Source organism: Maribacter sp. (assembly GCA_020629415.1).
In the GTDB taxonomy this organism is placed as follows: domain Bacteria; phylum Bacteroidota; class Bacteroidia; order Flavobacteriales; family Flavobacteriaceae; genus Maribacter; species Maribacter huludaoensis.
Window position 1 is genome coordinate 41,262 of sequence record JAHDDL010000020.1, and the last position, 25,233, is coordinate 66,494.

General features: G+C 36.7%; 23 protein-coding genes. 11 read left to right on the top strand and 12 right to left on the bottom strand.

Annotation, left to right across the window (positions count from 1 at the left end):
• Position 1: 1 nt before the first annotated feature.
• Positions 2-1,081, top strand: a complete 1,080-nt coding sequence (locus QZ657_RS09760) for a mannose-1-phosphate guanylyltransferase (protein WP_291966588.1) — start codon at positions 2-4, stop codon at positions 1,079-1,081.
• A 2-nt stretch (positions 1,082-1,083) separates the two neighbouring features.
• A complete protein-coding gene (locus tag QZ657_RS09765; RefSeq protein ID WP_291960586.1) occupies positions 1,084-2,553 on the top strand; it encodes a DUF389 domain-containing protein in 1,470 nt (489 codons plus the stop codon).
• On the opposite strand, the gene QZ657_RS09770 is transcribed toward QZ657_RS09765, so the two are convergent.
• Positions 2,550-3,317, bottom strand: a complete 768-nt coding sequence (locus QZ657_RS09770; protein ID WP_291960584.1) for an ABC transporter ATP-binding protein — start codon at positions 3,315-3,317, stop codon at positions 2,550-2,552. The two genes, QZ657_RS09765 and QZ657_RS09770, sit on opposite strands and share 4 nt — an antisense overlap.
• Positions 3,317-4,054, bottom strand: a complete 738-nt coding sequence (locus tag QZ657_RS09775) for an MlaE family ABC transporter permease (RefSeq protein WP_276473460.1) — start codon at positions 4,052-4,054, stop codon at positions 3,317-3,319. Before QZ657_RS09775 ends, QZ657_RS09770 begins: the two co-directional genes overlap by 1 nt.
• A 111-nt stretch (positions 4,055-4,165) precedes the next feature.
• Between QZ657_RS09775 and pafA the strand changes: the two genes are divergently transcribed.
• Both pafA and murI read left to right on the top strand, forming a co-directional pair.
• On the top strand, positions 4,166-5,839 hold the full coding sequence (pafA, locus tag QZ657_RS09780) for an alkaline phosphatase PafA (protein WP_291966590.1): 1,674 nt from the start codon (positions 4,166-4,168) through the stop codon (positions 5,837-5,839).
• A 1-nt stretch (position 5,840) separates the two neighbouring features.
• The gene (gene murI, locus QZ657_RS09785; protein WP_291960580.1) at positions 5,841-6,629 is read left to right on the top strand and encodes a glutamate racemase; all 789 of its coding nucleotides are present in this window, start codon (positions 5,841-5,843) and stop codon (positions 6,627-6,629) included.
• Here the strand turns inward: murI and QZ657_RS09790 are convergent.
• The gene (locus QZ657_RS09790) at positions 6,616-7,116 is read right to left on the bottom strand and encodes a dihydrofolate reductase (RefSeq protein WP_291966619.1); all 501 of its coding nucleotides are present in this window, start codon (positions 7,114-7,116) and stop codon (positions 6,616-6,618) included. The two genes, murI and QZ657_RS09790, sit on opposite strands and share 14 nt — an antisense overlap.
• A gap of 11 nt (positions 7,117-7,127) precedes the next feature.
• A complete protein-coding gene (locus tag QZ657_RS09795; protein WP_291960578.1) occupies positions 7,128-7,529 on the bottom strand; it encodes a 2TM domain-containing protein in 402 nt (133 codons plus the stop codon).
• A 54-nt stretch (positions 7,530-7,583) separates the two neighbouring features.
• On the opposite strand from QZ657_RS09795, the gene QZ657_RS09800 reads away from it, so the two are divergent.
• Positions 7,584-8,666, top strand: coding sequence for an aminotransferase class V-fold PLP-dependent enzyme (locus tag QZ657_RS09800; protein ID WP_291966592.1), 1,083 nt, complete (start codon positions 7,584-7,586; stop codon positions 8,664-8,666).
• A gap of 152 nt (positions 8,667-8,818) precedes the next feature.
• Positions 8,819-9,115 carry an isoamylase early set domain-containing protein gene (locus QZ657_RS09805; protein WP_276473465.1) on the top strand — a complete coding sequence of 99 codons (297 nt, stop codon included), beginning with the start codon at positions 8,819-8,821 and terminating at the stop codon, positions 9,113-9,115.
• Positions 9,116-9,191: 76 nt separating this feature from the next.
• Here the strand turns inward: QZ657_RS09805 and egtD are convergent, their stop codons facing one another.
• From egtD to QZ657_RS09840, 7 genes are all read right to left on the bottom strand, one after another.
• Positions 9,192-10,160 (bottom strand): L-histidine N(alpha)-methyltransferase, encoded by a 969-nt coding sequence (gene egtD, locus QZ657_RS09810; protein ID WP_291966594.1) that lies wholly within the window; start codon positions 10,158-10,160, stop codon positions 9,192-9,194.
• Positions 10,161-10,176: 16 nt separating this feature from the next.
• Positions 10,177-11,337 (bottom strand): ergothioneine biosynthesis protein EgtB, encoded by a 1,161-nt coding sequence (gene egtB / locus QZ657_RS09815; protein ID WP_291966597.1) that lies wholly within the window; start codon positions 11,335-11,337, stop codon positions 10,177-10,179.
• Between the two features lie 71 nt (positions 11,338-11,408).
• On the bottom strand, positions 11,409-12,233 hold the full coding sequence (locus QZ657_RS09820; protein ID WP_291966599.1) for a thymidylate synthase: 825 nt from the start codon (positions 12,231-12,233) through the stop codon (positions 11,409-11,411).
• A gap of 165 nt (positions 12,234-12,398) precedes the next feature.
• A complete protein-coding gene (locus QZ657_RS09825) occupies positions 12,399-13,859 on the bottom strand; it encodes a NupC/NupG family nucleoside CNT transporter (RefSeq protein ID WP_412759684.1) in 1,461 nt (486 codons plus the stop codon).
• 17 nt (positions 13,860-13,876) lie between these two features.
• The gene (locus QZ657_RS09830) at positions 13,877-14,506 is read right to left on the bottom strand and encodes a bifunctional nuclease family protein (RefSeq protein WP_291966601.1); all 630 of its coding nucleotides are present in this window, start codon (positions 14,504-14,506) and stop codon (positions 13,877-13,879) included.
• Positions 14,507-14,591: 85 nt separating this feature from the next.
• On the bottom strand, positions 14,592-15,560 hold the full coding sequence (locus tag QZ657_RS09835; protein WP_291960567.1) for an electron transfer flavoprotein subunit alpha/FixB family protein: 969 nt from the start codon (positions 15,558-15,560) through the stop codon (positions 14,592-14,594).
• Between the two features lie 40 nt (positions 15,561-15,600).
• The gene (locus tag QZ657_RS09840; RefSeq protein WP_276473471.1) at positions 15,601-16,341 is read right to left on the bottom strand and encodes an electron transfer flavoprotein subunit beta/FixA family protein; all 741 of its coding nucleotides are present in this window, start codon (positions 16,339-16,341) and stop codon (positions 15,601-15,603) included.
• 173 nt (positions 16,342-16,514) lie between these two features.
• On the opposite strand from QZ657_RS09840, the gene QZ657_RS09845 reads away from it, so the two are divergent.
• The 4 genes from QZ657_RS09845 to QZ657_RS09860 all read left to right on the top strand — a co-directional run bounded on the left by QZ657_RS09845 (position 16,515) and on the right by QZ657_RS09860 (position 23,229).
• Positions 16,515-17,492 (top strand): pyruvate dehydrogenase complex E1 component subunit beta, encoded by a 978-nt coding sequence (locus QZ657_RS09845; protein WP_276473472.1) that lies wholly within the window; start codon positions 16,515-16,517, stop codon positions 17,490-17,492.
• A gap of 105 nt (positions 17,493-17,597) precedes the next feature.
• Positions 17,598-20,099, top strand: a complete 2,502-nt coding sequence (locus QZ657_RS09850) for a DUF5686 family protein (RefSeq protein WP_291966604.1) — start codon at positions 17,598-17,600, stop codon at positions 20,097-20,099.
• 73 nt (positions 20,100-20,172) lie between these two features.
• A complete protein-coding gene (locus tag QZ657_RS09855) occupies positions 20,173-20,700 on the top strand; it encodes an inorganic diphosphatase (protein WP_276473474.1) in 528 nt (175 codons plus the stop codon).
• A 105-nt stretch (positions 20,701-20,805) separates the two neighbouring features.
• Positions 20,806-23,229, top strand: coding sequence for a sodium-translocating pyrophosphatase (locus QZ657_RS09860; protein WP_291966606.1), 2,424 nt, complete (start codon positions 20,806-20,808; stop codon positions 23,227-23,229).
• 61 nt (positions 23,230-23,290) lie between these two features.
• On the opposite strand, the gene QZ657_RS09865 is transcribed toward QZ657_RS09860, so the two are convergent.
• Complete coding sequence (locus QZ657_RS09865) at positions 23,291-23,995, bottom strand: energy transducer TonB (protein ID WP_291966607.1); 705 nt, start codon at positions 23,993-23,995, stop codon at positions 23,291-23,293.
• Between the two features lie 233 nt (positions 23,996-24,228).
• Between QZ657_RS09865 and QZ657_RS09870 the strand changes: the two genes are divergently transcribed.
• Positions 24,229-25,230 carry an App1 family protein gene (locus QZ657_RS09870; RefSeq protein WP_276473477.1) on the top strand — a complete coding sequence of 334 codons (1,002 nt, stop codon included), beginning with the start codon at positions 24,229-24,231 and terminating at the stop codon, positions 25,228-25,230.
• The last annotated feature ends 3 nt before the right edge of the window (positions 25,231-25,233 follow it).

The following is a 25,233-nucleotide window of genomic DNA, read 5'->3' on the forward strand; positions in this document are numbered from 1 at the left end:
CATGAACAAAAATTATTATGCCGTTTTAATGGCAGGAGGAGTAGGATCAAGATTCTGGCCAATAAGTACAAGTGAAAACCCGAAACAATTTCATGATATGTTAGGTACAGGAGATACCCTTATCCAGAAAACATTTCAAAGGTTAAATAAATTTGTACCTACCGAGAATATTCTAATACTAACCAATGAACGTTATAATGATCTTGTTTTAGAGCAATTGCCAATGGTAAAACAAGAACAGGTAGTTCTTGAGCCTGCTATGAGAAATACGGCACCTTGTATTTTGTATGCTGCCTTAAAAATTCAGAAAATGAATGAAGATGCAGTTATGATCGTAGCGCCAAGTGATCATTGGATCGAAGATGAAGATGCTTTTGCAAAAGATGTTACAGCATGTTTTAAAAAATGCGAAACTGAAGATGTTTTGTGTACATTAGGTATTAAGCCCTCTTTTCCTAATACAGGTTTTGGGTATATAGAGTCTAATAAATCTGATACTGCACCAATAAAAAAAGTAAATCAGTTTAGAGAAAAACCGGATTATGAAACTGCAAAAGATTTTCTTGCCCAAGGTAACTTTTTATGGAATGCAGGAATTTTTATGTGGAGCGCAAAAACCATCGTTAATGCATTTCAAAATTTTCAACCTAAACAATATGCATTGTTCAGAGATGGTTTAGTGTGTTATAATACAGATGATGAAAAGAAATTCATCTCTGAGAACTATCCAAAGGCTGAAAATATTTCTATTGATTACGCAATCTTGGAAAACTCAAAAGCTATCTATGTTAAAGAAGCTACTTTTGATTGGAACGATTTAGGTACCTGGGGCTCTTTATATGATAAGCTTGATAAAGATGATGACAAAAATGCCGTAGTCAATGCAAAAGTATTGTCGCAAGACGCAAGTGGTAACATGATAAGGTCCAAAGCAGGTAAGGTGGTTGTAGTAGATGGATTAAATGATTATATCATAGTTGATAAAGATGAAGTACTTTTGATTTATCCTAAAACAAAAGAACAGGATATCAAACAAGTTTTAAACAAGGTGAAAGATACCTTTGGTGATGAATTCGCTTAAATATGGAGAACAATCTTAATCAAGATAATATTACCCCTACTAGTAATGAAGGTGGTGGTAGTGAAGAAGTAAAAAAAGATTTTCAAGGTCTTTTAGGTAGTGTAAAAAAGTTTCTTTCTGAGTTATTGGATATTAGAACCAATACAGATCAGCAGGCAACAAAAGAAGCTATTATTGCTGATATCCCTTTTAAGGGGCATACTTCTTGGATTCTGATTTGTTCAATATTTATAGCATCTATTGGTCTTAATGCCAATTCTACTGCCGTAGTAATTGGTGCCATGTTAATATCACCGCTAATGGGACCTATTTTAGGAATAGGAATGTCAGTGGCGATCAATGATATAGACACCTTAAAAAGATCATTAAAGAATTTTGCGGTAATGGTAGTTCTAAGTGTCATTACCGCATATTTATTTTATCGTTTTTTTCCGCTTAGGGATGAATCTTCAGAGCTTTTGGCAAGAACCGAGCCAGATATTAGAGATGTTCTAATCGCATTTTTTGGTGGTTTGGCATTGGTGATAGCCCGTGCTAAAAAAGGTACCATAGCCAGTGTTATTTTTGGTGTTGCAATTGCTACCGCATTAATGCCGCCTTTATGTACCGTAGGTTTTGGTTTGGCGATCGGTAATTTTGAGTATGCTACAGGAGCAATGTATCTGTTTATAATCAATACCATATTTATAGCCTTGGCAACCTTCTTGGTGATAAAGCTCTTGAAATTCCCCATGGTGCGTTATGTGAATTCACAACGGAGAAAATTAATAGCTAGGCTTGCTTCTTTATTGGCTGTTTTAGTGATGATACCTGCAGGTTTTACATTTTACAATGTATTTAAAAAATCATTGTTCAATAGAGATGCAGAGTCATTTATTACAGAAAAAATAGAACCTTATCAATTTACCGGAGAAGGTAAATTTCTAAGAGATTTTAGTGAGGTAGTTTATAATGATGATGGTAATTCTAAAATTGAATTGTTCTTTATGGGCAATGAAGGTATACCAGAAAATGTAATTGCTACTTGGCGTACGCAGATGGCAGATTATAAGCAACTTAACGGTACGGAGCTTGCCGTAGTTCAAGGGTCAAGAAGTGATGAGGCAAATGAGCTAAAATACGTAAATGAGTTATATGAATCTCAGAAAAGTATATTGACCAGTAAAGATGAAAAAATTCAGTTGTTGGAAAATGAGTTGATGCGCTTAAACCAAATTTCATCAAATCAAATTCCTTTTAAAGAGATTAGTCTTGAGGCTAAGACCAATTATGAAAACTTGGATCGTATAGGGTATGCTTATTTGATTTCAACAGATTTTACCAAGACCGATAGTATACCTTTGTTTGAAGTAACTTGGAAAAAAGAAGCTAAAAGTGCCGAAACCGTAAAGGATATGGCCAAACTGCAAGAGTGGTTGAGACTGCGTTTAAATAACAAGAATATTCAATTAAAAGAAATGCCCAAAGACTAGTTTTGTTCTTGTATATACATTTGGCGTACTTTCTTAAATAGGTCAGAAGAGTATACAAAGTTGGTAACGGCCTCGTTGTCTGTTTTGAAGATTTCGTTCTTGGAGCCTTCCCACTCTAAAAGTCCGTCTTTAAGAAAAATAATTTTCTCGCCAATTTGCATAACCGAGTTCATGTCATGAGTGTTAATGACCGTGGTAATGTTATATTCTTCGGTAATTTCTTTGATAAGGTCATCAATAAGTATTGCCGTTTTTGGGTCTAAGCCAGAATTAGGTTCATCACAAAATAAATATTTTGGATTCATTACAATAGCTCGTGCAATGGCTACACGTTTCTGCATACCACCGGAAATCTCAGAAGGAAATTTATGATGCGCATCAATTAGGTTTACTCTTTTTAGAACGGCATCTACACGATCCTTCATTTCAGATTTAGACTGTTTGGTAAACATTTCCAAAGGAAACATCACATTGCCTTCAACAGTCATACTATCAAAAAGGGCACTACCTTGGAATACCATACCCATTTCTTGTCGTAAATCGCGTTTTTCATCATCCGTATGTTCAGAATATAATTTGCCATCATAGGCAATACCACCTTCTTCTGGTACAAAAAGACCTAAAAGACATTTTAGAAAAACGGTTTTTCCCGATCCACTTTGACCAATGACCAAATTGGTTTTGCCTTTTTCAAAGGTGGTGGTTATACCTTTAAGAATATGGGCATTACCAAAAGATTTGTGTATGTCTCGCACCTCTATCATTAGCCTAGTAAAAGTTGGGTTAAAATATAATTAAGTATGATGATTACAACACTCGTCCAAACAAATGAAGTTGTGCTGGCCTTACCAACTTCTAAAGCACCACCTTTCATGTAAAAGCCATGAAACGAAGGTATCGTTGCAATGACAAAGGCAAAAATTAATGTTTTTACAAAGGCATATGCTATATGGAAAGGAACAAAGTCTGATTGTAAACCGGTTATAAAATTTTCGCTAGTTAGAAATCCGCCAAAGACACCGGCCATCCATCCGCCAAAAATTCCCACATACATAGATATAGCTATGGCAAATGGGTAAAATAACATGGCAATAATTTTCGGAAAAACTAGATAGTTCAATGAGTTAACGCCCATTACCTCTAAGGCATCTATTTGCTCTGTAACACGCATAGTTCCTATACTAGATGTAATATAAGAACCTACTTTACCGGCCATAATAATAGATACGAACGTTGGTGCAAACTCTAAAATAACGGATTGGCGGGTTGCAAAACCAATGAGGTCTCTTGGAATTAAGGGGTTGGTAAGGTTAAGTGCTGTTTGTATGGCCACAACGGCACCGATAAAAAAGGAAATAAAAATAATAATACCTAACGAGCTAAAAATCAACTCATCTATTTCCTTGAATATAAGTGACTTCATTATTCTCCATTTGGTCGGTTTTTTAAAAACCTCACGGATCATAATTGCATAGCTTCCTACAGATGCTAAATAGTTCATTTATTAAAAATAAAATTCTTACCGTAAAAATAACAATAAAGGACTTGATTTAACCTCGGTTTAATCTTTAAAGGTGTAAATTATTTACATTTGTGCTACAATCCTATCTCAATGAAAATGAAAAATTATTTTGTTGCTTCTTTGCTAGTAAGCACGATGTTGTTTGTTGGCGTTTTAAGCGCTCAAAAGAAAAATAAGGAAAATAACAATGACGATATTTTAAGGGTAAAACCTAAATTGGTTGTAGGTATAGTAGTAGATCAAATGAGATATGACTATTTAACCCGCTTTTATGATCATTTTGGTAATGATGGATTTAAGAGGCTTGTAGAACAAGGTTTTAATTGCAAGAACAACCATTTTAATTACGCTCCTACCAGTACAGGGCCGGGTCATACGTCAGTGTATACGGGTACAACACCTGCTGTGCATGGTATTATAGGAAACAATTGGTACGATAAGGAGATTGATGCCAGTGTGTATTGTGCAAGTGATGATACCTATACTTCAGTGGGCACAACAGCAGATGCGGGAAAAATGTCGCCACATAGAATGGGGGTAACTACTATTACCGATGAGGTACGTTTAAATAGCCAAATGAAGGGCAAGACCATTGCCATAGCATTAAAGGATAGGGGAGCAGTACTGCCGGGCGGGCATACCGCCAACGCCGCGTACTGGTTTCATGGGGCAGATGAGGGTAAATGGATTACTAGTTCCTATTATATGGCGCAATTGCCAAAATGGGTGAACGATTTTAATTCATCTGGTACTGCCCAATCATACAAGAAAGTATGGAATACATTAAAGGATATAAGGGAGTATAAAGAAAGTGGTATAGATAATAATTTTTTTGAAGGCAAATTTGAAGGGGAAACATCTACTTCATTTCCACACAATCCGGCAGAACTTTTAGATAAGAGCAAGAGTTTTGACATTATCAAAGCAACCCCTTATGGAAATTCCCTAACGGCAGATTTTGCCATAGAAGCATTAAAGCAAGAAGATTTAGGTAAAGATGATGTAACGGATTTTCTTGCAGTAAGTTTTTCTAGTACTGATTATGTGGGGCATATGTTCGGTGTAAACTCAAAAGAGATTCAAGATACATATTTAAGGTTAGATGCGGATCTTGCACGATTGTTCAAAGCATTGGATAAACAAGTAGGTGAAGGTGAGTACACATTGTTTTTAACTGCAGATCACGGTGCCGTTGAAGTGCCAACGTATTTGAAAAGTGAAAAAATCCCTTCCGGATATGTAAACGCAGCTGAAAACAAGAAAAGTTTGAGCGAGTTTTTACAGTATAAATATGGTACGGAAGATATAATTAAAAACTATTCTAATGATCAAATATTCTTAGATCATAAAATTGTAAAAAATTTGGATCTTAGTTTAGAGGACGTACAAATTGAAATAGCTCAAGAGGTTTTAGGGTATGAAGCTATTGATAGGGTATATACGGCATCTCAAATGTGGAGCAACAACTATACATACGGCATTCCTTATATTTTACAGAACGGTTATAACCAAAAGAGATCTGGTGATGTATTGGTGGTTCTAAAGCCCGGTTTTATTTCCTATGGAACTACCGGTTCTACACATGGCTCGCCCCAGATATATGATACGCATGCACCGTTGTTATTTTACGGTAAGGGCGTAAAGTCTGGCGCTACGGTAAACAGGACCGAAATTCCTGATATTGCGCCAACCATTTCTGCGCTATTGGGCATATCGTTTCCAAATGGTACAACGGGAAAACCAATAACAGAGGCGCTAAAATAATATGGATGATAGGCGTATAGGTATATTTGATTCTGGTATTGGCGGCACCTCTATTTGGGGTGAAATTCAAGAGCTTTTACCTTTTGAACAATGTATTTATTTAGCGGATAGTAAAAATGCGCCCTATGGTGATAAACCGCCAGAACAAATATTGGATCTAAGCATAAAGAATACCGAATATTTGTTAGCTCGTAATTGTAAATTAATTGTTGTTGCCTGTAATACGGCAACAACAAATGCAATTGAATATTTAAGGGCAAATTATGAGATACCTTTTATTGGAATAGAACCGGCAATTAAGCCAGCTGCCATAAATACCAAGACTAAAATTGTTGGGGTGCTGGCAACAAAGGGGACCTTGTCAAGCAGTTTGTTCCATAGTACATCAAAGAATCATACAGAGGGTATTACCGTATTAGAGCAGCGAGGTACCGGTCTGGTAGAAATGATCGAAAACGGTAATTTGGAAAGCAAAGATTTATATAGATTATTGGAAAGTTATATTAAGCCTATGCTAGAAAAGGGAATGGACTATCTTGTATTAGGTTGTACACACTACCCATATCTTATCCCTATGTTGAAAAAAATGCTGCCAGAAAATGTTACTATTATAGATTCTGGGCAAGCGGTTGCAAGACAAACAAAATCAGTGCTGAAGCATAATGGTCTATTGACCGGTAGTAAATTGTTGGGAAGGCATCAATTTTTTACTAATGGAGACGAACATGTGCTTGCGTCAATATTAAGCGGTTCAAAAGTTGAATATTCGGTCGTTTTTAAAGATTTTTAAGGGCATTCTCTCTTTTTACGTACGTTAAATAGGTAAAAGATAACTCGTGTTTTTCATCTGTTGGATGAAATTCTTGCTGCGTCAGCATCCAATAATTTTCATCTATTTCCGGGAAAAAAGTATCGGCGTCTTCAAAAGTGCCATGCACTCTGGTAAGTTCAATTTTGTCAGACTCTTTTTCGCCTAACTTATATATCTCTCCACCACCTATTATAAATGCAATTTCATTGTCAATCAGATCTATAGCTTCATTTAGGGAATGAACAACAATACACTCATCATAATCTACGGTGTACTTTTTATCTCGTGTTATAATAATGTGGGTTCTATTTGGTAACGGCTTTGGAAAACTCACATAAGTTTTTCTACCCATTATTATTTTGTGTCCAGAGGTTAATTTTTTGAATCTTTTAAAATCATCTGGCAAATGCCAAAGTAAATCGTTGTCTTTACCTAATTCATTATTTTCTGCTGCTGCGGCAATCATTATTAATGTTCTCAAAGTAATTTGTTTTTAGGTTCGGGCTCAATTGCCGTGGGCAATTTTAATTCTTGTTCAATTTCTTTTTCCAGTTCTGCTATACGTTTCTTTTGTTTTTCTACCAATCGCTCACGTTGAGAACGTTCCCAATCATTACCCATGAATTTGTTGGTTACAAAAACATTAAAAATATGCAACACAAATAAAAATCCCCAAAACGTAATGGCCCAAACGAACCAATTATATTCTTGTCCGTATTTTAATATTTTATTGATGAGAACCAAGAAAACGCTACCCACTAAGAATACTACAAAATGTGTGTATAAACGTTTTTTTTGTTTCACTCTTTTTTGAGCATTCTCTAACAGCTCATGCTGTTCTAAATCTAATTTGGAGGTATTTTTATTTCTAGAAAACATACTCTTCCTATCTTTGGCATAAAGATACAGCAAATGTAGTTTACCCTATGGTCAATGGAAAAAATTAGAAAGGAATTCCCAGTTTTACGAAAAGGTATTTATGCGAATACCGCAGTATATGGTTTATTATATGATTCATTGTTAGATTGGCGACAAGAGCATGATTTGGATTTTTTGATCGATGGAAGCGATATGCGTGAACGATCATTAAAAGTGATATCGGAAACGCGTTCTGCTATTGGTAAATTCTTCAATTGTAAATGTGATAATGTGGCGTTGGTCACCAATTTTTCATCTGGTCTAAATATTTTGTTAGAAGGTTTAGATGCGAATAAAAGGGTATTACTTGTCAATGACGATTACCCTTCACTAAATTGGAGTTTTGAAAATAGAGGCTTTGATGTTTCTTACGTATCTATGGCGGTTGACTTAGAAGAACGTATAAATGAAGCGGTTGTCGGTGGGAATATAGATGTTCTTGCACTAAGCCTGGTACAATGGATGGACGGTTTTGCCATAGACCTTGAATTCTTGAAAAAATTGAAAAAGGAAAACCCAGATTTGATTATCATTGTCGATGGTACTCAATTTTGTGGCAGTGCTAATTTTGATTTTGAAAATTCCGGTATTGATGTTTTGGGGGCAAGTGCCTATAAATGGTTATTGGCTGGTTATGGTAACGGATTTATGCTGTTTTCTGATCAAGTTAGGAACTGTTTTTCCATTAATAACATTGGTTTTAATGCTGCCGATGGAGATTATGACAAAAAAAATAACATAAGATTTGCAAAAAAGTTTGAGCCTGGTCATCTATCATCGCTGATATTTGGAAGTTTAAAGTATTCGATAGATTTTTTCGAAAGAATAGGGATGGACAAGATTACGGCGCACAACCATAAATTATCCAAGAAAGCGAAAACCGAATTTGAAAAAATGGGTTTATTATCTGAACGAATAGTACAGCGAAAAGAGCACAGTACCATATTCAATATTAAAGCAGATAACGCCACTTTTCAAAAATTAAAGGATAACGATGTATTTTGTGCCCAACGTGGTGAAGGTGTACGTTTAAGTTTTCATTTTTATAATACGGAAGCAGAGATAGATGCTATCGTCAACATTTTAAAAAATGGGTAAATAGCTATTCGTAATAAAGAAAATTCGTAAGATAAAATTTCGTTGTGTAACTATAAAATGTAGAAAAATTGAGGATTTGATAAAAATGCGTTAAGTATTGTAAATGAGTGTTTTATTGTACTAGTTTTACCTTGAATATTAAATTTGATATCATGGCAATTGCGAAAAAATATTTAAAAACGAAACCAGTATGTAAGGTCACTTTTACGGTGCCTACAGATGATGCAAAGAAAGTAGCCGTAGTAGGCGATTTCAACAATTGGAATGCTAAAAAAAGCGCATTAAAAAAACAAAAGGACGGTTCATTTAAAGGAACGTTTGATCTTCCAAAAGAAAATACTTTTGAATTTAAATATATTGTTGATGGAGAATATGTAAACGATGCAGAAGCGGATCGTTACCAATGGAATGATTTCGCTGGTTCAGAAAATGCAGTTTTAGAATTGTAGAAAAACCGTCTTGATTAATATAAAAAAAAGCCTGCTAAATTTAAAGTAGGCTTTTTGTATTTCTCTGGTATATTTCTTAGGTTTTTTTAAAAACACAGTTTTTGTAACCGTATTCTTGAGATTCGTATTCGGTAGTCATTTGTAATCCCGATTCTTTGGCTAACCACGTTATTATTTCATCGTCATATTTCTGCGAAATTTCTGTATGTATAGTTTCCCATTGATTAAAATTTACGGTTAGGTCAAGTTTATCAATTCTTACGGTTTGTTCAATTTTTGAGACCAAATAACTCTTGGCAGATCCCGTTTCTGGGTTATATACTTCCCAATGTAAAAATTCATCTAAATTAAAATTAGCTTCTAATTCAGAATTTATTCTTGCAAGTACGTTTTTATTGAACGCTGCGGTTATACCTTCTTGGTCATTGTAGGCGTTTAAAATGGTCTGCGGATTTTTTTTCTGGTCAAAACCCATAAATAGCAGATCGTTAGGTTGCATCAGTTTTTGAATGTTTTTCATAAAACCAACGGCCTGATCATGTTCCAGATTGCCAATATTGGAGCCTAGGAATAATATAATTTTTCTGTTCTTTCGGTTATTGATTTCCTTTAGCGCTTCAAAATAGGTGCCTTGAAAAGGCTGAACTTTTATTTTTGGTAATTCATTTTCTATAGAGTTATGAAGTTGGTTCAGGGCATTGTCGCTAATATCAATAGGAACATATGTGAAATCTATGTTCTTGTCACTGAATTCCTTAAGTAGAATTTTGGTCTTTTTGCCATCTCCTGCGCCAAGTTCTATTAAATCAAAAGAGCCAAAACCTGTAAACAGTTCGGTAATTTCTTTTTTGTTGTTCTCCAGAATTTCATACTCACAATCAGTAAGGTAATAGGTAGGCATTGCCATAATATCTTGAAAAAGCTTATCGCCTTTTTTATCATAGAAATATTTTGAAGAAAGATGTTTAGGGAAATCGGTCAAGCCGGTATAAACTTCTTTTTCAAATTCAGTTGAGGCAACCGGTACTAATTTAGTGTCTTGCATAATCTATATGTCGTAATTATTTGGCTAACCTTATTCCGGTGAACTGCCATTTTAATTCTGTTGGGAAAAAATTTCGATAGGTGTGTCTGGCGTGGTTGCTGGGTGTAGCTATGGAGCTTCCCCTAAGTACTTTTTGGTTGACCATAAATTTGCCGTTATATTCGCCCAATGCTCCATCTACTTTTTTGTAATTTGGGTAGGGGAGATAGGCACTTTCCGTCCATTCCCAACGTTGTCCCCAATTAAACAGGTTTTGCGCAGCTTCCCACTCAAATTCTGTAGGTAGACGGCATCCTTTAAATTGCGCAAAGGCAAATGCTTCAAAATAAGAAATATGGGTAACGGGAGCTTGTAAATCAACTTCGGTTAATCCGTTAAGGCTGTAATAATGCCATATTCCGTCTATGTTATGCCAGTATAATGGCGCATTTACCTGGTTTTGCTGAACCCAATCCCATCCGGCGGCATGCCAAAGGTCAAAACGTTTGTACCCGTTAGCATTTATGAATTCAATGTATTCCGCATTTGTTACGAGTTTGTTAGATATTTCGTAATCATGTAGGTATACTTTGTGTCTTCCTAATTCATTATCAAAACAAAAGTCAGTAGAATTGTGGCCTATTTCATAAATGCCTTCGCTCATAGGTATCCAACTTTGAGTGTCTTTCTCGATAGTATGCTCTTTAAATGAGTCGGAGTATTTAGGTAATAACGGATTGTTGCCAAGAATATATTTAATATCTGTAAGTAATAATTCTTGATGTTGTTTTTCGTGATGAATTCCTATTTCAAGGACTTCCAGTAGCTTTTGGTCTTTATTTGAATTTAGCAATCTGTTCATTGCTTGGGTTACGTAAGTACGGTATTCATAAACTTTTTTGACCGATGGTCTTGATAGATTACCGCGGTCTGCACGTACTACACGCTTGCCAACCGTTTCATAATAGCTATTGAAAACAAAAGAAAAATCTTCATCGAATATTTGATAGGATTTGTCATAGACTTTGAGAATAAATTCTTCAAAAAACCAAGTAGTATGGCCCAAATGCCATTTTGGTGGAGAGACGTCTATGATAGGTTGTACCACATAATCTTCAATTTTGAGAGGTTTGCAAATAACCTCGGTATGCTCCCTAGTTTCTAAAAAGAAATCTATGAGCGTATCAGTACTAACCATGAGAACAATTTTATTGTAAGTTAAATAAAATTGCTCAATCGGTTTTAACCTGATAAATTAAGAAATTGATACTATACAGCTACTATCCCCTTAATATGAGGATGCGGATTATAATCCTCTAATGAAAAGTCTTCGAATTTAAAATCGAAAATGTCTTTCACATTAGGGTTTATTTTCATTTTTGGCAAAGCTGTAGGCTCTCTACTTAATTGTAGTTCAACCTGCTCCATATGGTTGTTGTATATGTGGGCATCACCAAAAGTGTGAATAAAATCGCCGGCTTTATAACCGCAAACCTGTGCCATCATCATGGTAAACAAGGCATAAGATGCAATATTAAATGGAACCCCTAAAAAGATATCTGCACTACGTTGGTATAATTGGCAAGATAATTTTCCGTCTGCCACATAAAATTGAAAGAATGCATGGCAAGGTGGTAAAGCGGCTTTGCCGTTAGACACATTTTCTGAAAATGACTTTGATGTATCTGGCAAAACACTAGGGTTCCAAGCGGAAACTAACATTCTTCTGCTATTAGGATTCGTTTTTAGGGAATGAACAACCTCTTTGATCTGGTCAATTTCATCATTGTTCCAATTGCGCCATTGATGACCGTAAACCGGACCTAAATCTCCGTTTTCATCTGCCCATTCGTTCCAAATACGAACGCCGTTTTCCTGTAGATAATTAATATTGGTATCACCTTTTAAAAACCACAGCAGCTCGTGCACTATAGATTTTAAATGTAATTTTTTAGTGGTTACCATAGGAAAACCTTGGCTGAGGTCAAAACGCATTTGATACCCGAACACACTTTTGGTTCCGGTTCCTGTGCGGTCACCTTTTTGGTTTCCTTCAGCTAATACGTGATTAAGTAAGTCGTGGTATTGTTTCATAAAATAGCGCTCCTTGAGTCTTATGGTTAAAACTGGTACGGAGTAATGATTTTGTTCCTTCAAAAATAAAGAAAGATGATATTTTGAACGTAAGATTAACTTATCAGTTATCAATAATTATCAACGACATAATAAGTGTTTCCCTTTTGGGGGCTACGGGGCTTTTTAACCTAAAATCATACCTGCTATGGTTGCAGAAAGCAATGAAGCTAATGAGCCGCCTAAGACTGCTTTCATTCCAAATTCAGATAACGTTTTTCTTTGACTGGGGGCAAGAGATCCAATACCACCGATCTGGATACCTATTGAGGCAAAGTTTGCAAAACCGCATAACATATAGGTAGCCATAATCACAGACTTGTTAAACTTTAAATGTGGTATGGTACTTAAATCTTTAAGTTCTGCCAATTGAATGTAGCCCACAAATTCACTTGCAACTAATTTAATACCCAGCAATTGTCCCATTAGCATAATATCTTCGTTGGCTACGCCAATTAACCACATTAATGGCGCAAACACGGTTCCTAAAATTGCTTCAAGTGAAAATTTGGAATAAGATGTATTTTCGGCTATCCAACTATTTAAGTGGGTCAAGTCTCCTGTCCACTCTAAAATTCCGTTCACCATGGCTATAATTGCCACGAAAACCAATAGCATTGCACCAACGTTTACGGCTAGTTTTAAACCTTCTGTAGTTCCGTTTGCAATAGCATCTAGTACGTTGGCGCCAATTTTTTCGGAAGAAACGTGAACATCGCTATTGACTTCTTCTGTCTGTGGATATAAAATTTTGGATATAACGATTGCCCCAGGCGCGGCCATTACACTTGCAGCTAAAAGGTGTTTGGCAAAAATTAATTGTAGTAATTCATCTTCACCGCCCAAAAAACCAATGTACGCTGCCAGTACTGCACCGGCAACCGTGGCCATACCGCCGATCATGACCAATAAAATTTCTGATTTGGTCATTTTTTCCAGGTATGCTTTAATTAAAAGAGGAGCTTCTGTTTGTCCAAGAAATATGTTTCCGGCAACAGAAAGACTTTCAGGGCCTGAAATACCCAATGTTTTAGAAAGTGCCCAAGCAAGCCACTTTACCACTTTTTGAATTAATCCTAGGTAAAATAATAAAGAAGTCAGGGCTGAGAAAAATATAATCGTTGGCAATACTTGAAAGGCGAATATATAACCAAAGGTACCGGTATCGACAACTAGTCCTTCAAAAAGAAACTTACTACCTGCTCTTGTAAATTCTAAAATACTGACAAAAATTTTCCCAATTTGTTCAAAAACCAATTGTACAAAAGGAATTTTAAGAACACCTATGGCAATTACCAGTTGTAGTGCCAGGCCAATACCTACAGTTTTCCAATTAATGGCTCTTCGATTAGAGCTGAATAAAAATGCCAAAAGTAACAAGACTGCCATACCAAGAATACCTCTACCAAGGCTGTTGATAGAAAATCCTTCACTGGCTTCCATACCCATAACCCCTTCGGTAGCTACATCTTCAACCAAAGTAGTATTGGTCGTGTTTTCTAAAGGAATATTTACGTCTACATCTTGAGCAAAAGTAAGTGAGGTAAGAATTAGTGCAAAAAATAGCAACCATTTGCCCTTTTTCATAAACTGTAATTTAAGATTTAGTTGCGTTTAGAGATTTCATCTCTCAATTTTGCCGCCTTTTCGTAGTCTTCGTTGGTGACCGCTTTTTTTAATTCTGCTTCTAATTCATCTATAGTAAGCTCAGTGAAACCGTCCGTTGCACCAGATTCTATCTCTATAGTTTCCCCTTCTTGCAAAATCTCATCGACCATAATGCTGTCGTCATTATCTTTTTGATGCTTCTCTTTAGAAGAGAACTTTAAGAAAATACCAGCTTTGTCCAATATTGTTTTATAAGTAAAAATGGGAGCGTTGAAACGTAACGCCAAAGCAATGGCATCACTGGTTCTTGCGTCTATAATTTCTTCTATGCCATCTCTTTCGCAAATAATGCTGGAGTAAAATACACCATCTACCAATTTATGAATAATCACCTGTTTGATAACAATATCAAACCTGTCAGAGAAATTTTTAAAAAGGTCATGTGTAAGTGGTCTTGGCGGCTTGATCTCTTTCTCTAAAGCAATTGCAATAGACTGAGCTTCAAAAGCGCCAATGACAATAGGTAACTTTCTATCACCTTCAACCTCGTTCAAAATAAGTGCGTATGCACCGTTTTGAGTTTGACTATAGGAGATCCCTTTTATTTTTAATCGTACTAGACTCATAGGTTTTTAACTAAAAAAGGCTGTTAGAATACTTGGGGCTCCAACTATTCAAACAGCCCTTTAAGGGGCACAAAATAACAAAAAATTAACCGTTTTGTGCTTTAAAATCCTTTAATTTTTCAATCAATTGAGGAACTACTTCAAAGGCATCACCAACTATTCCATAATCTGCGGCTTTAAAGAAAGGCGCTTCAGGGTCATTATTAATGACTACTTTGGTTTTAGAAGCACTTACACCTGCTAGGTGTTGAATTGCCCCAGAAATACCAATGGCTATATAAAGGTTACTGGCTACGGGTTTTCCTGTTTGCCCTACGTGCTCTCCATGAGGTCTCCATCCTAGGTCTGATACCGGTTTGGAACATGCGGTCGCAGCACCCAAAACATCGGCTAATTCTTCGATCATTCCCCAATTTTCAGGGCCTTTCATTCCTCTTCCCGCAGAAACAACGATATCGGCATCGGCAATAGTAGCCTTGCCAACTACTTTATCTATTTCAACGGATTTAGTATCGTTTGTGGCTGCATCTGAAGTAGCGCCTATTTCTTCAACAGAAATAGCGGTTTTGTTTTCATGGGCGCCAAAAGCATTGTTAGATACACCTACTATTTTTATATCGGTATCTATTTGAGTATGGGCAAAACCTTTATTACTGAATGCGGTCCTTTTTACTGTAAATGGCGATGTACTATCTGGAGCTTGAACTACGTTAGGTGCATAACCTGCTGATAGTTTTGCCGATAACAATGGTGCCAAATACTTGGTATCTGTGCTAGAGCTTAAAATAACCACTTTGGCATCTGTACTCTTTACGGCTTCGGCAATGGATGAAGCGTAAGATCCGGCATTAAAAGTTGCCAGTGCATCATCTTTTACGTTTATGACCTTTGAAACGCCATAATCGCCAAGTGATTCGTTTTCGCTGCTATTAAAAGCGATTGCTGTAACGGTAGTGTCCATCATTTTGGCCACTGCAGCGGCATAAGAGGCAACCTCGTACGCATTCTTTTTAAATTTTCCTTGTTCTGATTCTGTATATACTAAAACTGACATCTTTTTTGTTTTTAATGATTACCTATTAAATAGGTTGTTATTAAATGACTTTGGCTTCGTTATGTAAAAGATCTACCAATTGATCCACGCTATCGGCAAGTTTAACTTGACCTTTTGGAGCCGGTTTGTCGAATTTTTTATCTTCGGTGGCCTTGGTCGCATCCACAGGTTCAACAACAGTAAGCGCCTTTTTTCTTGCCATCATAATACCTCTCATGTTAGGAATACGAAGGTCGCTTTCTTCAACAAGGCCTTTTTGCCCGCCCACTACCAATGGTAGGGAGCTGCTTAATTTTTCCTTTCCACCATCAATTTCTCTAACAGCGGTTACATTGGTGCCGTCAATTTCAAGACTAATACAAGAGTTTATGAAATTCATATTGGTCAAGGAAGCTAGAATTCCTGGGACCATTCCTCCATTATAATCAATAGATTCTCTACCGCCAATAACTAGGTCATAGCCACCATCTTTAACAACGGCCGCTAATTGCTGGGCAACGGAAAAACCATCCGTAGGTTCTGTATTGATTCTGAAAGCCTCATCCGCGCCAATGGCAAGTGCCTTACGCATGGTGGGCTCAACGGTTGGTCCGCCAACGGTGGCAATATGCACTGTGGCACCTTGTTTTTCTTTAAACCACATAGCTCTTGTTAAACCAAATTCATCGTTCGGGTTAATTACAAACTGTACACCGTTAGTGTCAAATTTGGTGTCGCCATCTGTGAAATTTATCTTAGACGTAGTGTCTGGTACATTACTTATGCAAACTAATATCTTCATGTTTAAAAAACTTTATATCAATGGTGACGAAGATAGCTAATAAAATCCGAATTTACTATGCATGCATAGTAAATTTTATAACTTTTTTTAAATATTGCATTCTATTTTTTGATATTATATTTCCTATTTTTGCTTGCTTTCTAGCATATAACAAAGAATAATAATAACCATACATGAAAACACTACAATTTAGGCAAGCAATAGCCGAGGCCATGTCCGAAGAAATGAGGAAGGATGAATCTATCTATTTAATGGGTGAAGAAGTAGCGGAATATAATGGCGCATACAAGGCTTCTAAAGGGATGTTGGATGAGTTTGGACCTAAAAGAGTCATTGATACTCCAATATCTGAACTTGGTTTTGCAGGTATAGGTGTTGGTTCTACTATGACTGGTAATAGACCTATAATAGAATTCATGACCTTCAACTTTGCGTTGGTAGGTATAGATCAGATTATAAATAACGCGGCAAAGATCAGGCAAATGTCCGGTGGGCAATTTCCTTGTCCTATAGTATTTAGAGGTCCAACGGCGTCTGCAGGCCAATTGGCGGCAACACACTCACAAGCTTTTGAGAGTTGGTACGCAAACTGCCCGGGATTAAAAGTGGTCGTGCCTTCTAATCCGGCAGATGCAAAAGGCTTGTTAAAAGCTGCAATACGTGATAATGACCCTGTAATATTTATGGAGTCTGAACAAATGTACGGGGATAAAGGTGAAGTGCCAGAAGGTGATTACACTATTCCATTGGGTGTAGCGGATATTCGTAGAGAAGGTAAAGATGTTACTATCGTTTCTTTTGGTAAGATTATAAAAGAGGCGGATAAAGCTGCCGATGAATTGGAAAAAGAAGGAATAAGCTGTGAAATCATTGATTTACGTACGGTAAAGCCTTTGGATTACGAAGCTATTTTAAAATCCGTTAAAAAAACGAACCGTTTGGTAGTTTTGGAAGAAGCTTGGCCGTTTGGTAACGTAGCTACTGAGATTACATATCATATACAGGCACATGCATTTGATTATTTAGATGCACCTGTTGTTAAGATCAACACTGCAGATACTCCGGCACCATATTCTCCTGTATTATTGGAAGAGTGGTTGCCAAACTATACTGATGTTGTCAAAGCTGTTAAAAAAGTTTTATACAAATAAAAGTATACATTTGTAAAGTACCTTAGCTTCTCCGACCAAGTCTGGAGAAGCTTTTTTTATTGGTATGCTACTTACTAAAAGAATTTTATTGAACGACGTTATTTAATGAGAGACATAATATTTGCATTCTTAAGTTTATGCTTTTTCATAGCTCAAGGTCAGACCAAAATAGGGGGTATGGTTATTGATGAGCAAGGAGATCCTGTTTCTTTTGCCAATGTATTCTTTAAAAATTCAACTGAGGGTACCATTACAAATGACGACGGTAGGTTTTATCTAGAGTCGGAAAATGACTATGATACGGTTATCATTTCATTTATAGGTTATACGGATTATGAACTTCAGCTAGATGCTAAAGTGGTTTATGAATTAAAAATAACCATGGTAGAGGCTGCGGAGCAGTTGAATGAAGTGGTCCTAATAGCCGGTAAACAATCTAAAAAGAACAACCCTGCTGTTGATATACTTCGTAAGATATGGGCAAAGAAGCGTCAGAACGGTGTTAGTCAGTTTGATCAATATGCTTTTGAAAAGTATGAAAAGGTAGAGTTTGATTTAAACACTATAGATAGCTCACTTATAAAAAGTAAAGTTTTTAAAGGTCTGGAATTCGTTTTCCAAGATCTGGATACTTCACGCATAACGGGTAAAACATATTTGCCAATTTTCTTAAACGAGACTTTTTCCAAAATTTATGGGGACAATAAGTTAAAGGAAGAGAAAGAAGAGGTTTTGGGAAATAAGAATTCTGGGTTTGAAAACAACCAGGCTATCATAGCGTTTGTGCAAGACTTGTATCAAGAGTACGATGTCTATAACAATTACCTAAAATTCTTCGATAAAAGTTTTACAAGTCCGCTATCAAAAACAGGGGTAGATGTCTATAATTATGCACTTAGGGACAGTGCCTTCATAGATAACAAGTGGTGTTATAATATTGTCTATTATCCGCGGCGTAAAAATGAACTGACCTTTAAAGGAGATTTTTGGGTGAACGATTCTACATGGGCGGTCAAGAATATTAATTTACAAGTTACCAAGAGTGCCAATATCAACTGGGTCAAAGATATCTACATTGAGCAAGATTTTGAGGTAATGAACGATTCTGTTTTTCTTTTGAAGCGCGATTATATGTTAAGTGATTTCAGCTTTAATAAAAAGGAAGAATCTCGCGGTCTCTATGGAAAACGAACCTCTGTTTATGATAACTATGAATTTAATAAAGTACGGCCAAAAGAAGTATATAAAAAGGATAGAAATCCTTTAGATGTTACCCAGATTATAAAAGACGATGCATTTTGGGAAAAGAATAGACTGGAAAGTTTGAATAAAGATGAGCAAGGCATATATAGCTTGCTCGATACCCTGAAAACAGTACCAAAATTTAAAAACTATTACAATTTTGTTAGCATTTTGGGCTCTGGTTATGTAGAAGTGGATAAGTGGAATTTAGACCTAGGTTCTGTATATGACTTCTTTGGATACAATACCGCCGAAGGAGCAAGGATAAGGCTGGGGGCAAGAACGTATTATGGTCAGAACGATCTTTGGCGCGTAGAAGGTTATACGGCATACGGTTTTAAGGACCATAAGTTTAAACATGGTTTGGCCGGTAAAATGCTTTTGGACAAGAATAGTAGATTTATAGTATCGGGCGGAAACCGTAGGGATATTGAACAGCTTGGTGTAAGTTTAACGGCTACAAATGATGTTTTGGGCCGTAGTATAGCATCTTCGTCTTTATTGACCGTTGGTGCAAATAATAGGCTTACGAATATAAATCTAAGTGCTCTGAACTTTGAAATTGAACCGTTGACCAACTTAAAATTATCTGTTGGTGGAACTTTTAGGACATTGAGCTCTGCTTTGCCCAGTGAATTTAGTTTGGACTATGTAAATCCGGAGTCTCCTACGGGTGTATCTTCAGAGATCCGCCAGTTTGATTTTAATGCATTGGTATTGTATACTCCAGGTAAAAAAACAATTGGTTTTGGTGTGGAGCGTAGAGATGTAAATGATACGTATAGTACCATATTGCTAAATTATACGAAGGGAACAAAAGGGGTTTTAAATAGTGATTTTGATTACAGCAAGCTTCAATTTTCATATAGCCAACCTTGGCAACTAGGTGGTTTTGGTAGGTTGTTAAGTACGGTAGAATTGGGTAAAACATTTGGTGAGGTACCGTTAGGGCTGTTAAGCGTAGTGCCCGGTAACCAGACTTTTTTCTCCAATTACGGTACATTTCCAAATTTAGATTTCTATGAATTTGTAACAGATACCTATGCGGCCGTACATTTGCAGCATAATTTTAACGGTAGATTTTTCTCAAGAATTCCTTTTTTAAGAAAATATAATTTGAGGGAGATCGTTGCAATACGTGGTGTATGGGGAGATTTGTCGGATGAAAATATAGCTTTAAGTGCTCCGGCAACTATAAACACTCCGCTAAATGCACCGTCTGATCAAATATATTACGAGTACTCCTTTGGAATAGGGAATATTTTTAAGGTTTTTAGATTGGATTTTAATTTTAGGGGAAATTATCTCGATAATCCAGATGCCAGAAAGTTCGGCGTAACGGGAACTTTTGGATTTGTCTTTTAATTCAATTAATTTTTACAATTATAACTAATAAGTAACGTTTCATAACAAACTAAGAATTTAAACAACTTTAAATATGGCAGCAGCAAAAGGATTGACCTTTGATGTTTTAATAGAAATTCCGAAAGGAAGCAGAAACAAGTACGAATACGACTTCGATTTACATAAAATCCGTTTTGATCGTATGTTATTTTCTTCAATGATGTATCCTGGTGATTACGGATTCATTCCAGAAACTTTAGCATTGGATAAAGATCCGTTAGATGTATTGGTAATGGGTACAGAACCTGTTTACCCAATGACGGTAATGGAAGTAAAACCAATTGGTGTTTTTCACATGACGGATGAAAAGGGACCGGATGAAAAAATTATCTGCGTACCTGTTTCTGATCCAATTTGGAGCAATAACAATGATATAAGTGATTTAAATCCGCATAGATTAAAAGAAATAGAGCATTTCTTTCAAGTATATAAAGATTTAGAGGAGAAAAAAGTAGATACGGGCGGTTGGAGCGATGCTGCGAAAGCGGTAGAAATTTATCACGAATGTGTAAAGAGATATGACGATAGTGAGCACAAAGCGAAGCGCACTTTTATGATATAAATAATATTTTACATCATTTAAGCCACTTTTAATAATAAAAAGTGGCTTTTTTTATTCTATTCTAATTTACTACATTAGTTGATCTAACAACTAACAATGGATTAAATGGAGTCAATGATGATTTACATGCCAATTCTTATGGCAGTACTAGGCCTAGTTTACATGGGCGTAAAAAGATCTTGGGTAATGAAACAACATGCCGGAGATGGAAAAATGAAAGAAATATCGGATTACATTTATGAAGGTGCCTTGGCCTTCTTAAGTGCAGAATACAAGCTTTTGGCTGTATTTGTTGTAATAGTCAGCGTTCTGCTTGCTATTGTTTCTTTTGTAGTACCCACAACACATATGCTAATTGTGGTTGCATTTATTTTTGGAGCTATTTTTTCGGCCTATGCCGGAAATATAGGAATGAAAATAGCCACAAAAACAAACGTAAGAACAACGCAGGCGGCACGTACTAGTCTGCCTAATGCTTTAAAAATATCTTTTGGTGGCGGTACTGTCATGGGGCTTGGTGTTGCAGGCTTGGCGGTATTGGGGCTTACCGTATTTTTTATAATATTCTTTCAGTTTTTTATGGGCGGTGTTTGGACATCGACCATGGATATGACCGTAGTTCTTGAAACACTTGCGGGTTTCTCGCTTGGTGCGGAATCCATTGCACTTTTTGCGCGTGTAGGTGGTGGTATTTATACCAAAGCTGCCGATGTTGGTGCTGATTTGGTAGGGAAGGTAGAGGCAGGTATTCCAGAGGATGATCCCCGTAACCCGGCCACTATTGCGGACAATGTAGGTGACAACGTAGGTGATGTTGCGGGTATGGGAGCTGATCTGTTCGGTTCATATGTTGCCACCGTATTGGCGGCAATGGTTCTGGGAAACTATGTCATAAAAGATATGGGCGGTAGTATTACGGATGCTTTTGGTGGTATTGGACCAATTTTGTTGCCAATGGCAATTGCTGGTGTAGGTATTATCATATCTATTATAGGTACTATGTTAGTGAAAATAAAAAGTAACGATGCTAAAGAAGCTCAGGTAATGGGTGCTTTGAATATAGGAAACTGGACATCCATCATTTTGGTCGCTGTTTCTTGTTTTGGTCTGGTGACGTGGATGTTACCGGAAACCATGAAAATGGAATTCTTTGGCGAAGGGTTGGTAGAAATATCATCAATGCGCGTTTTCTATGCCACTTTGGTCGGTTTAGTAGTAGGTGCCGTAATATCTTCCGTTACGGAATATTATACAGGGTTGGGAAAAGCTCCCATCTTAAAAATCGTTCAACAGTCAAGCACGGGTGCGGGAACGAATATTATTGCAGGTTTGGCTACTGGTATGATTTCTACCTTCCCGTCGGTATTATTGTTTGCGGGTGCCATATGGGCATCATATGCCTTTGCGGGGTTTTACGGTGTGGCTTTGGCCGCTTCTGCAATGATGGCTACTACGGCAATGCAATTGGCTATTGACGCATTTGGGCCAATATCTGACAATGCGGGTGGTATTGCGGAGATGAGTGAGCAAGAACCTATTGTAAGGGAGCGTACAGATATTTTAGATTCAGTTGGTAATACTACTGCTGCTACGGGTAAAGGTTTTGCCATTGCATCTGCCGCTCTAACATCTTTGGCATTGTTTGCCGCCTATGTAACCTTTACGGGAATTGACGGAATCAACATTTTCAAGGCTCCTGTATTGGCAATGTTGTTCGTTGGTGGCATGGTGCCAGTAGTGTTCTCCGCTTTGGCAATGAATGCGGTTGGTAAAGCAGCTATGGAAATGGTGCAAGAAGTAAGACGTCAATTTAAGGACATACCCGGAATTATGGAAGGTACGGGAAAACCTGAATATGATAAATGTGTGGCAATATCCACACAGGCTTCATTGAAAGAGATGATGCTGCCAGGTCTGTTGACTATAGGTTTTCCATTGGTCATAGCATTTGTACCATTAATTTTTGGAATGAACAAATTGGCTATCGCAGAAATGTTAGGGGGCTATATGGCAGGTGTAACGGTATCTGGCGTATTATGGGCAATCTTTCAGAACAATGCCGGTGGTGCTTGGGACAATGCCAAGAAATCATTTGAGGCAGGAGTTGAAATTAATGGGGAAATGACATATAAAGGTTCTGAAGCGCATAAGGCAGCCGTAACCGGTGATACCGTTGGTGATCCGTTTAAAGATACATCTGGACCTTCAATGAATATTTTGATTAAACTTACATGTTTGATCGGATTGGTAATTGCGCCAATATTAGGAGGGCATATAGAAGAAGGTGTAGCAATGGTGAATGATGCACAGGAGGTAACCATAGAAATGAATGTAGAAAGTGCAGATTTGGCGGAAGCTATTGTTACTTATGCTACTACAGTTAATGGTGAATCTGTTACAGAAAAAGTAGTTTATAAGGGTACTAAGGCAGAAGTAGAAGCTCAATTAAAAGCTTTTGAAAATGCTACCCTTAAGAAAAAGGGTACGGCTACAGAAATAACCATAGAAAAAATAGAGATCAATAAATAGTAGTTCTGCGCTTAGAATATGAGAAACCATCAGCTTAGCTGATGGTTTTTTGTTTTTACAACTATTGTAGCTCAAATGTAATTGGAATTGCAAAAGAGACTTTTACAGCAGAACCTCTCTGTTTACCGGGAGTCATTTTAGGTAGTTTTGATAAGATTCTTACGGCTTCTTTTTCTAATACATCATGTGGACCTCTTTTTTGAATAGCTCCAATAGTACCATCGTTGTTGATCATGAACGTTGTATTTACTCTACCTTCAATATTCATTTCTTGGGCTAGTTCTGGATAACGAAAGTTTTTGCGAATATGTTTTTGCATCATATCATTAAAACAGGCCCTTTTATCTTTTTCATTCTCACAACCAGGGAATACAGGAACTTCTTCAATAGTAATCCAATTTACTTTTACTTCCTCAGGCACTTCTTCAACTTCAAAGTCAGATATGTCTACAACTTCGGTGTCTGGTGTTATTTCAATGGCGATAACTTCAGTTTCTTCAATAGGATCATCATCTTCAATAATTTCTATCTCTGTTGGTAGAACTGGTGGTTTTGGCGGTGGTATAACTTCTAATTGAAATATAGGGGCATCTTCTTCTATAGATGGGTCAACATCGTTCATGCTTATGTCAATCTCATAGATTGGGTCAAATGATTTCCATTCTAAGGCAGTATATACCATAGCTAATACTAATAGTAGTCCGACAACAAAGAACAATCCGCTCTTTTTGTTCAGGTCTTTTTGTGGATTTTTTTTTGGTCTCATAATGTTTAAATTTTAGACTTGCGTACAGAAGTGGGTTATTGTTCATTTTTGCTTGTCTAAAATTATGATAGTACTATAGGTTATAAAACGAGTAATGAGTTAACGCTGCTTTTGAGTGAGTGAAACTGACTATCACTAAAATGCAGGCGGCGAATGGATGATAATGAACGATTAATTCGATAATTCTTAAAATAAAAATTTTAAACGTTGTTGAAAGACCGTAATTTTAAGCCATGGGTATTTTTAAGAAAGATAAACTTCAGATTATTAATTTTCAGTCCTACGGCAGCGCCAATCGTTTGTACGTAAGGGGTAGGGCTATTGAAGACGAAAATATCGATTTGGATCAAAAAGGTTTTTTTAATTTGATTAAAAATACATGGAAACGTTTTGAAACCGATGAAATAAAAAACGCACCTTTAAAAATAACTTTTTCGAACGGTGAAACCGTTGAAGGTAGTACTGATGGTGATGGCTATTACTTAATTGATAAGAAAATTGAGGGGCTTCAAGATTTGGCAAATGACGAAGGTTGGGTCAAATTTGAGTTATCGTTTGGTAATACCAAACTGAAAAGGGAAATTCTTTTGCAGAATAGGTTTCCGGGTGAAATGTTGATTCCATGTGAGCAAGCAAAATTTGGAGTCATCAGTGATATTGATGACACTATTTTGCACACTGGCGTGGTGTCGTCCCTGAAGTGGAAAGTCATTTTAAACACCATGTTCAAAAGGGCGACAAAACGTTTGCAGTTAGAAGGCGCATCTGATTTTTACACAAAGCTTCATCAAGGTAAAACAGGTAACGAAGCAAATCCTATATTCTATGTTAGTCATAGTCCATGGAATTTGTACAGATACCTTGAGCTCTTTTTAAAGACCAATAATTTTCCAAAAGGTCCGGTTTTGTTGCGTAGTATGGCGAGCTTTAAAATGAGAAATAAAAGTGACGAAAAGCCGCAAAAACAAAAGGAGATCAGTAATTTATTAAAGTTCTATCCAGATTTACCTTTTATTCTCATAGGGGACAGTGGTGAAAAAGATGGTGATATCTATCAAGAAATATCTACACTGTTTCCTGGTAGAATTAAAGCCATTTACCTGAGAAGTGTAAATCATTCCAAACGTATGGCAAGAATAGAAAATCTGTTTGCGGATTTTAAGGATATTCCTTTTTTAATGGTCAATAAAACCGAAGAGGCAATAGAACATGCCAAGAAAAACGGATTTATATAAGTA

Coding starts and splice junctions, on each gene's coding strand:
- QZ657_RS09760 (WP_291966588.1), top strand. CDS start 2: ATGAACAAAAATTATTATGCCGTTTTAATGGCAGGAGGAGTAGGATCA.
- QZ657_RS09765 (WP_291960586.1), top strand. CDS start 1,084: ATGGAGAACAATCTTAATCAAGATAATATTACCCCTACTAGTAATGAA.
- QZ657_RS09770 (WP_291960584.1), bottom strand. CDS start 3,317: ATGATAGAGGTGCGAGACATACACAAATCTTTTGGTAATGCCCATATT.
- QZ657_RS09775 (WP_276473460.1), bottom strand. CDS start 4,054: ATGAACTATTTAGCATCTGTAGGAAGCTATGCAATTATGATCCGTGAG.
- pafA (WP_291966590.1), top strand. CDS start 4,166: ATGAAAATGAAAAATTATTTTGTTGCTTCTTTGCTAGTAAGCACGATG.
- murI (WP_291960580.1), top strand. CDS start 5,841: ATGGATGATAGGCGTATAGGTATATTTGATTCTGGTATTGGCGGCACC.
- QZ657_RS09790 (WP_291966619.1), bottom strand. CDS start 7,116: ATGATTGCCGCAGCAGCAGAAAATAATGAATTAGGTAAAGACAACGAT.
- QZ657_RS09795 (WP_291960578.1), bottom strand. CDS start 7,529: ATGTTTTCTAGAAATAAAAATACCTCCAAATTAGATTTAGAACAGCAT.
- QZ657_RS09800 (WP_291966592.1), top strand. CDS start 7,584: ATGGAAAAAATTAGAAAGGAATTCCCAGTTTTACGAAAAGGTATTTAT.
- QZ657_RS09805 (WP_276473465.1), top strand. CDS start 8,819: ATGGCAATTGCGAAAAAATATTTAAAAACGAAACCAGTATGTAAGGTC.
- egtD (WP_291966594.1), bottom strand. CDS start 10,160: ATGCAAGACACTAAATTAGTACCGGTTGCCTCAACTGAATTTGAAAAA.
- egtB (WP_291966597.1), bottom strand. CDS start 11,337: ATGGTTAGTACTGATACGCTCATAGATTTCTTTTTAGAAACTAGGGAG.
- QZ657_RS09820 (WP_291966599.1), bottom strand. CDS start 12,233: ATGAAACAATACCACGACTTACTTAATCACGTATTAGCTGAAGGAAAC.
- QZ657_RS09825 (WP_412759684.1), bottom strand. CDS start 13,859: ATGAAAAAGGGCAAATGGTTGCTATTTTTTGCACTAATTCTTACCTCA.
- QZ657_RS09830 (WP_291966601.1), bottom strand. CDS start 14,506: ATGAGTCTAGTACGATTAAAAATAAAAGGGATCTCCTATAGTCAAACT.
- QZ657_RS09835 (WP_291960567.1), bottom strand. CDS start 15,560: ATGTCAGTTTTAGTATATACAGAATCAGAACAAGGAAAATTTAAAAAG.
- QZ657_RS09840 (WP_276473471.1), bottom strand. CDS start 16,341: ATGAAGATATTAGTTTGCATAAGTAATGTACCAGACACTACGTCTAAG.
- QZ657_RS09845 (WP_276473472.1), top strand. CDS start 16,515: ATGAAAACACTACAATTTAGGCAAGCAATAGCCGAGGCCATGTCCGAA.
- QZ657_RS09850 (WP_291966604.1), top strand. CDS start 17,598: ATGAGAGACATAATATTTGCATTCTTAAGTTTATGCTTTTTCATAGCT.
- QZ657_RS09855 (WP_276473474.1), top strand. CDS start 20,173: ATGGCAGCAGCAAAAGGATTGACCTTTGATGTTTTAATAGAAATTCCG.
- QZ657_RS09860 (WP_291966606.1), top strand. CDS start 20,806: ATGGAGTCAATGATGATTTACATGCCAATTCTTATGGCAGTACTAGGC.
- QZ657_RS09865 (WP_291966607.1), bottom strand. CDS start 23,995: ATGAGACCAAAAAAAAATCCACAAAAAGACCTGAACAAAAAGAGCGGA.
- QZ657_RS09870 (WP_276473477.1), top strand. CDS start 24,229: ATGGGTATTTTTAAGAAAGATAAACTTCAGATTATTAATTTTCAGTCC.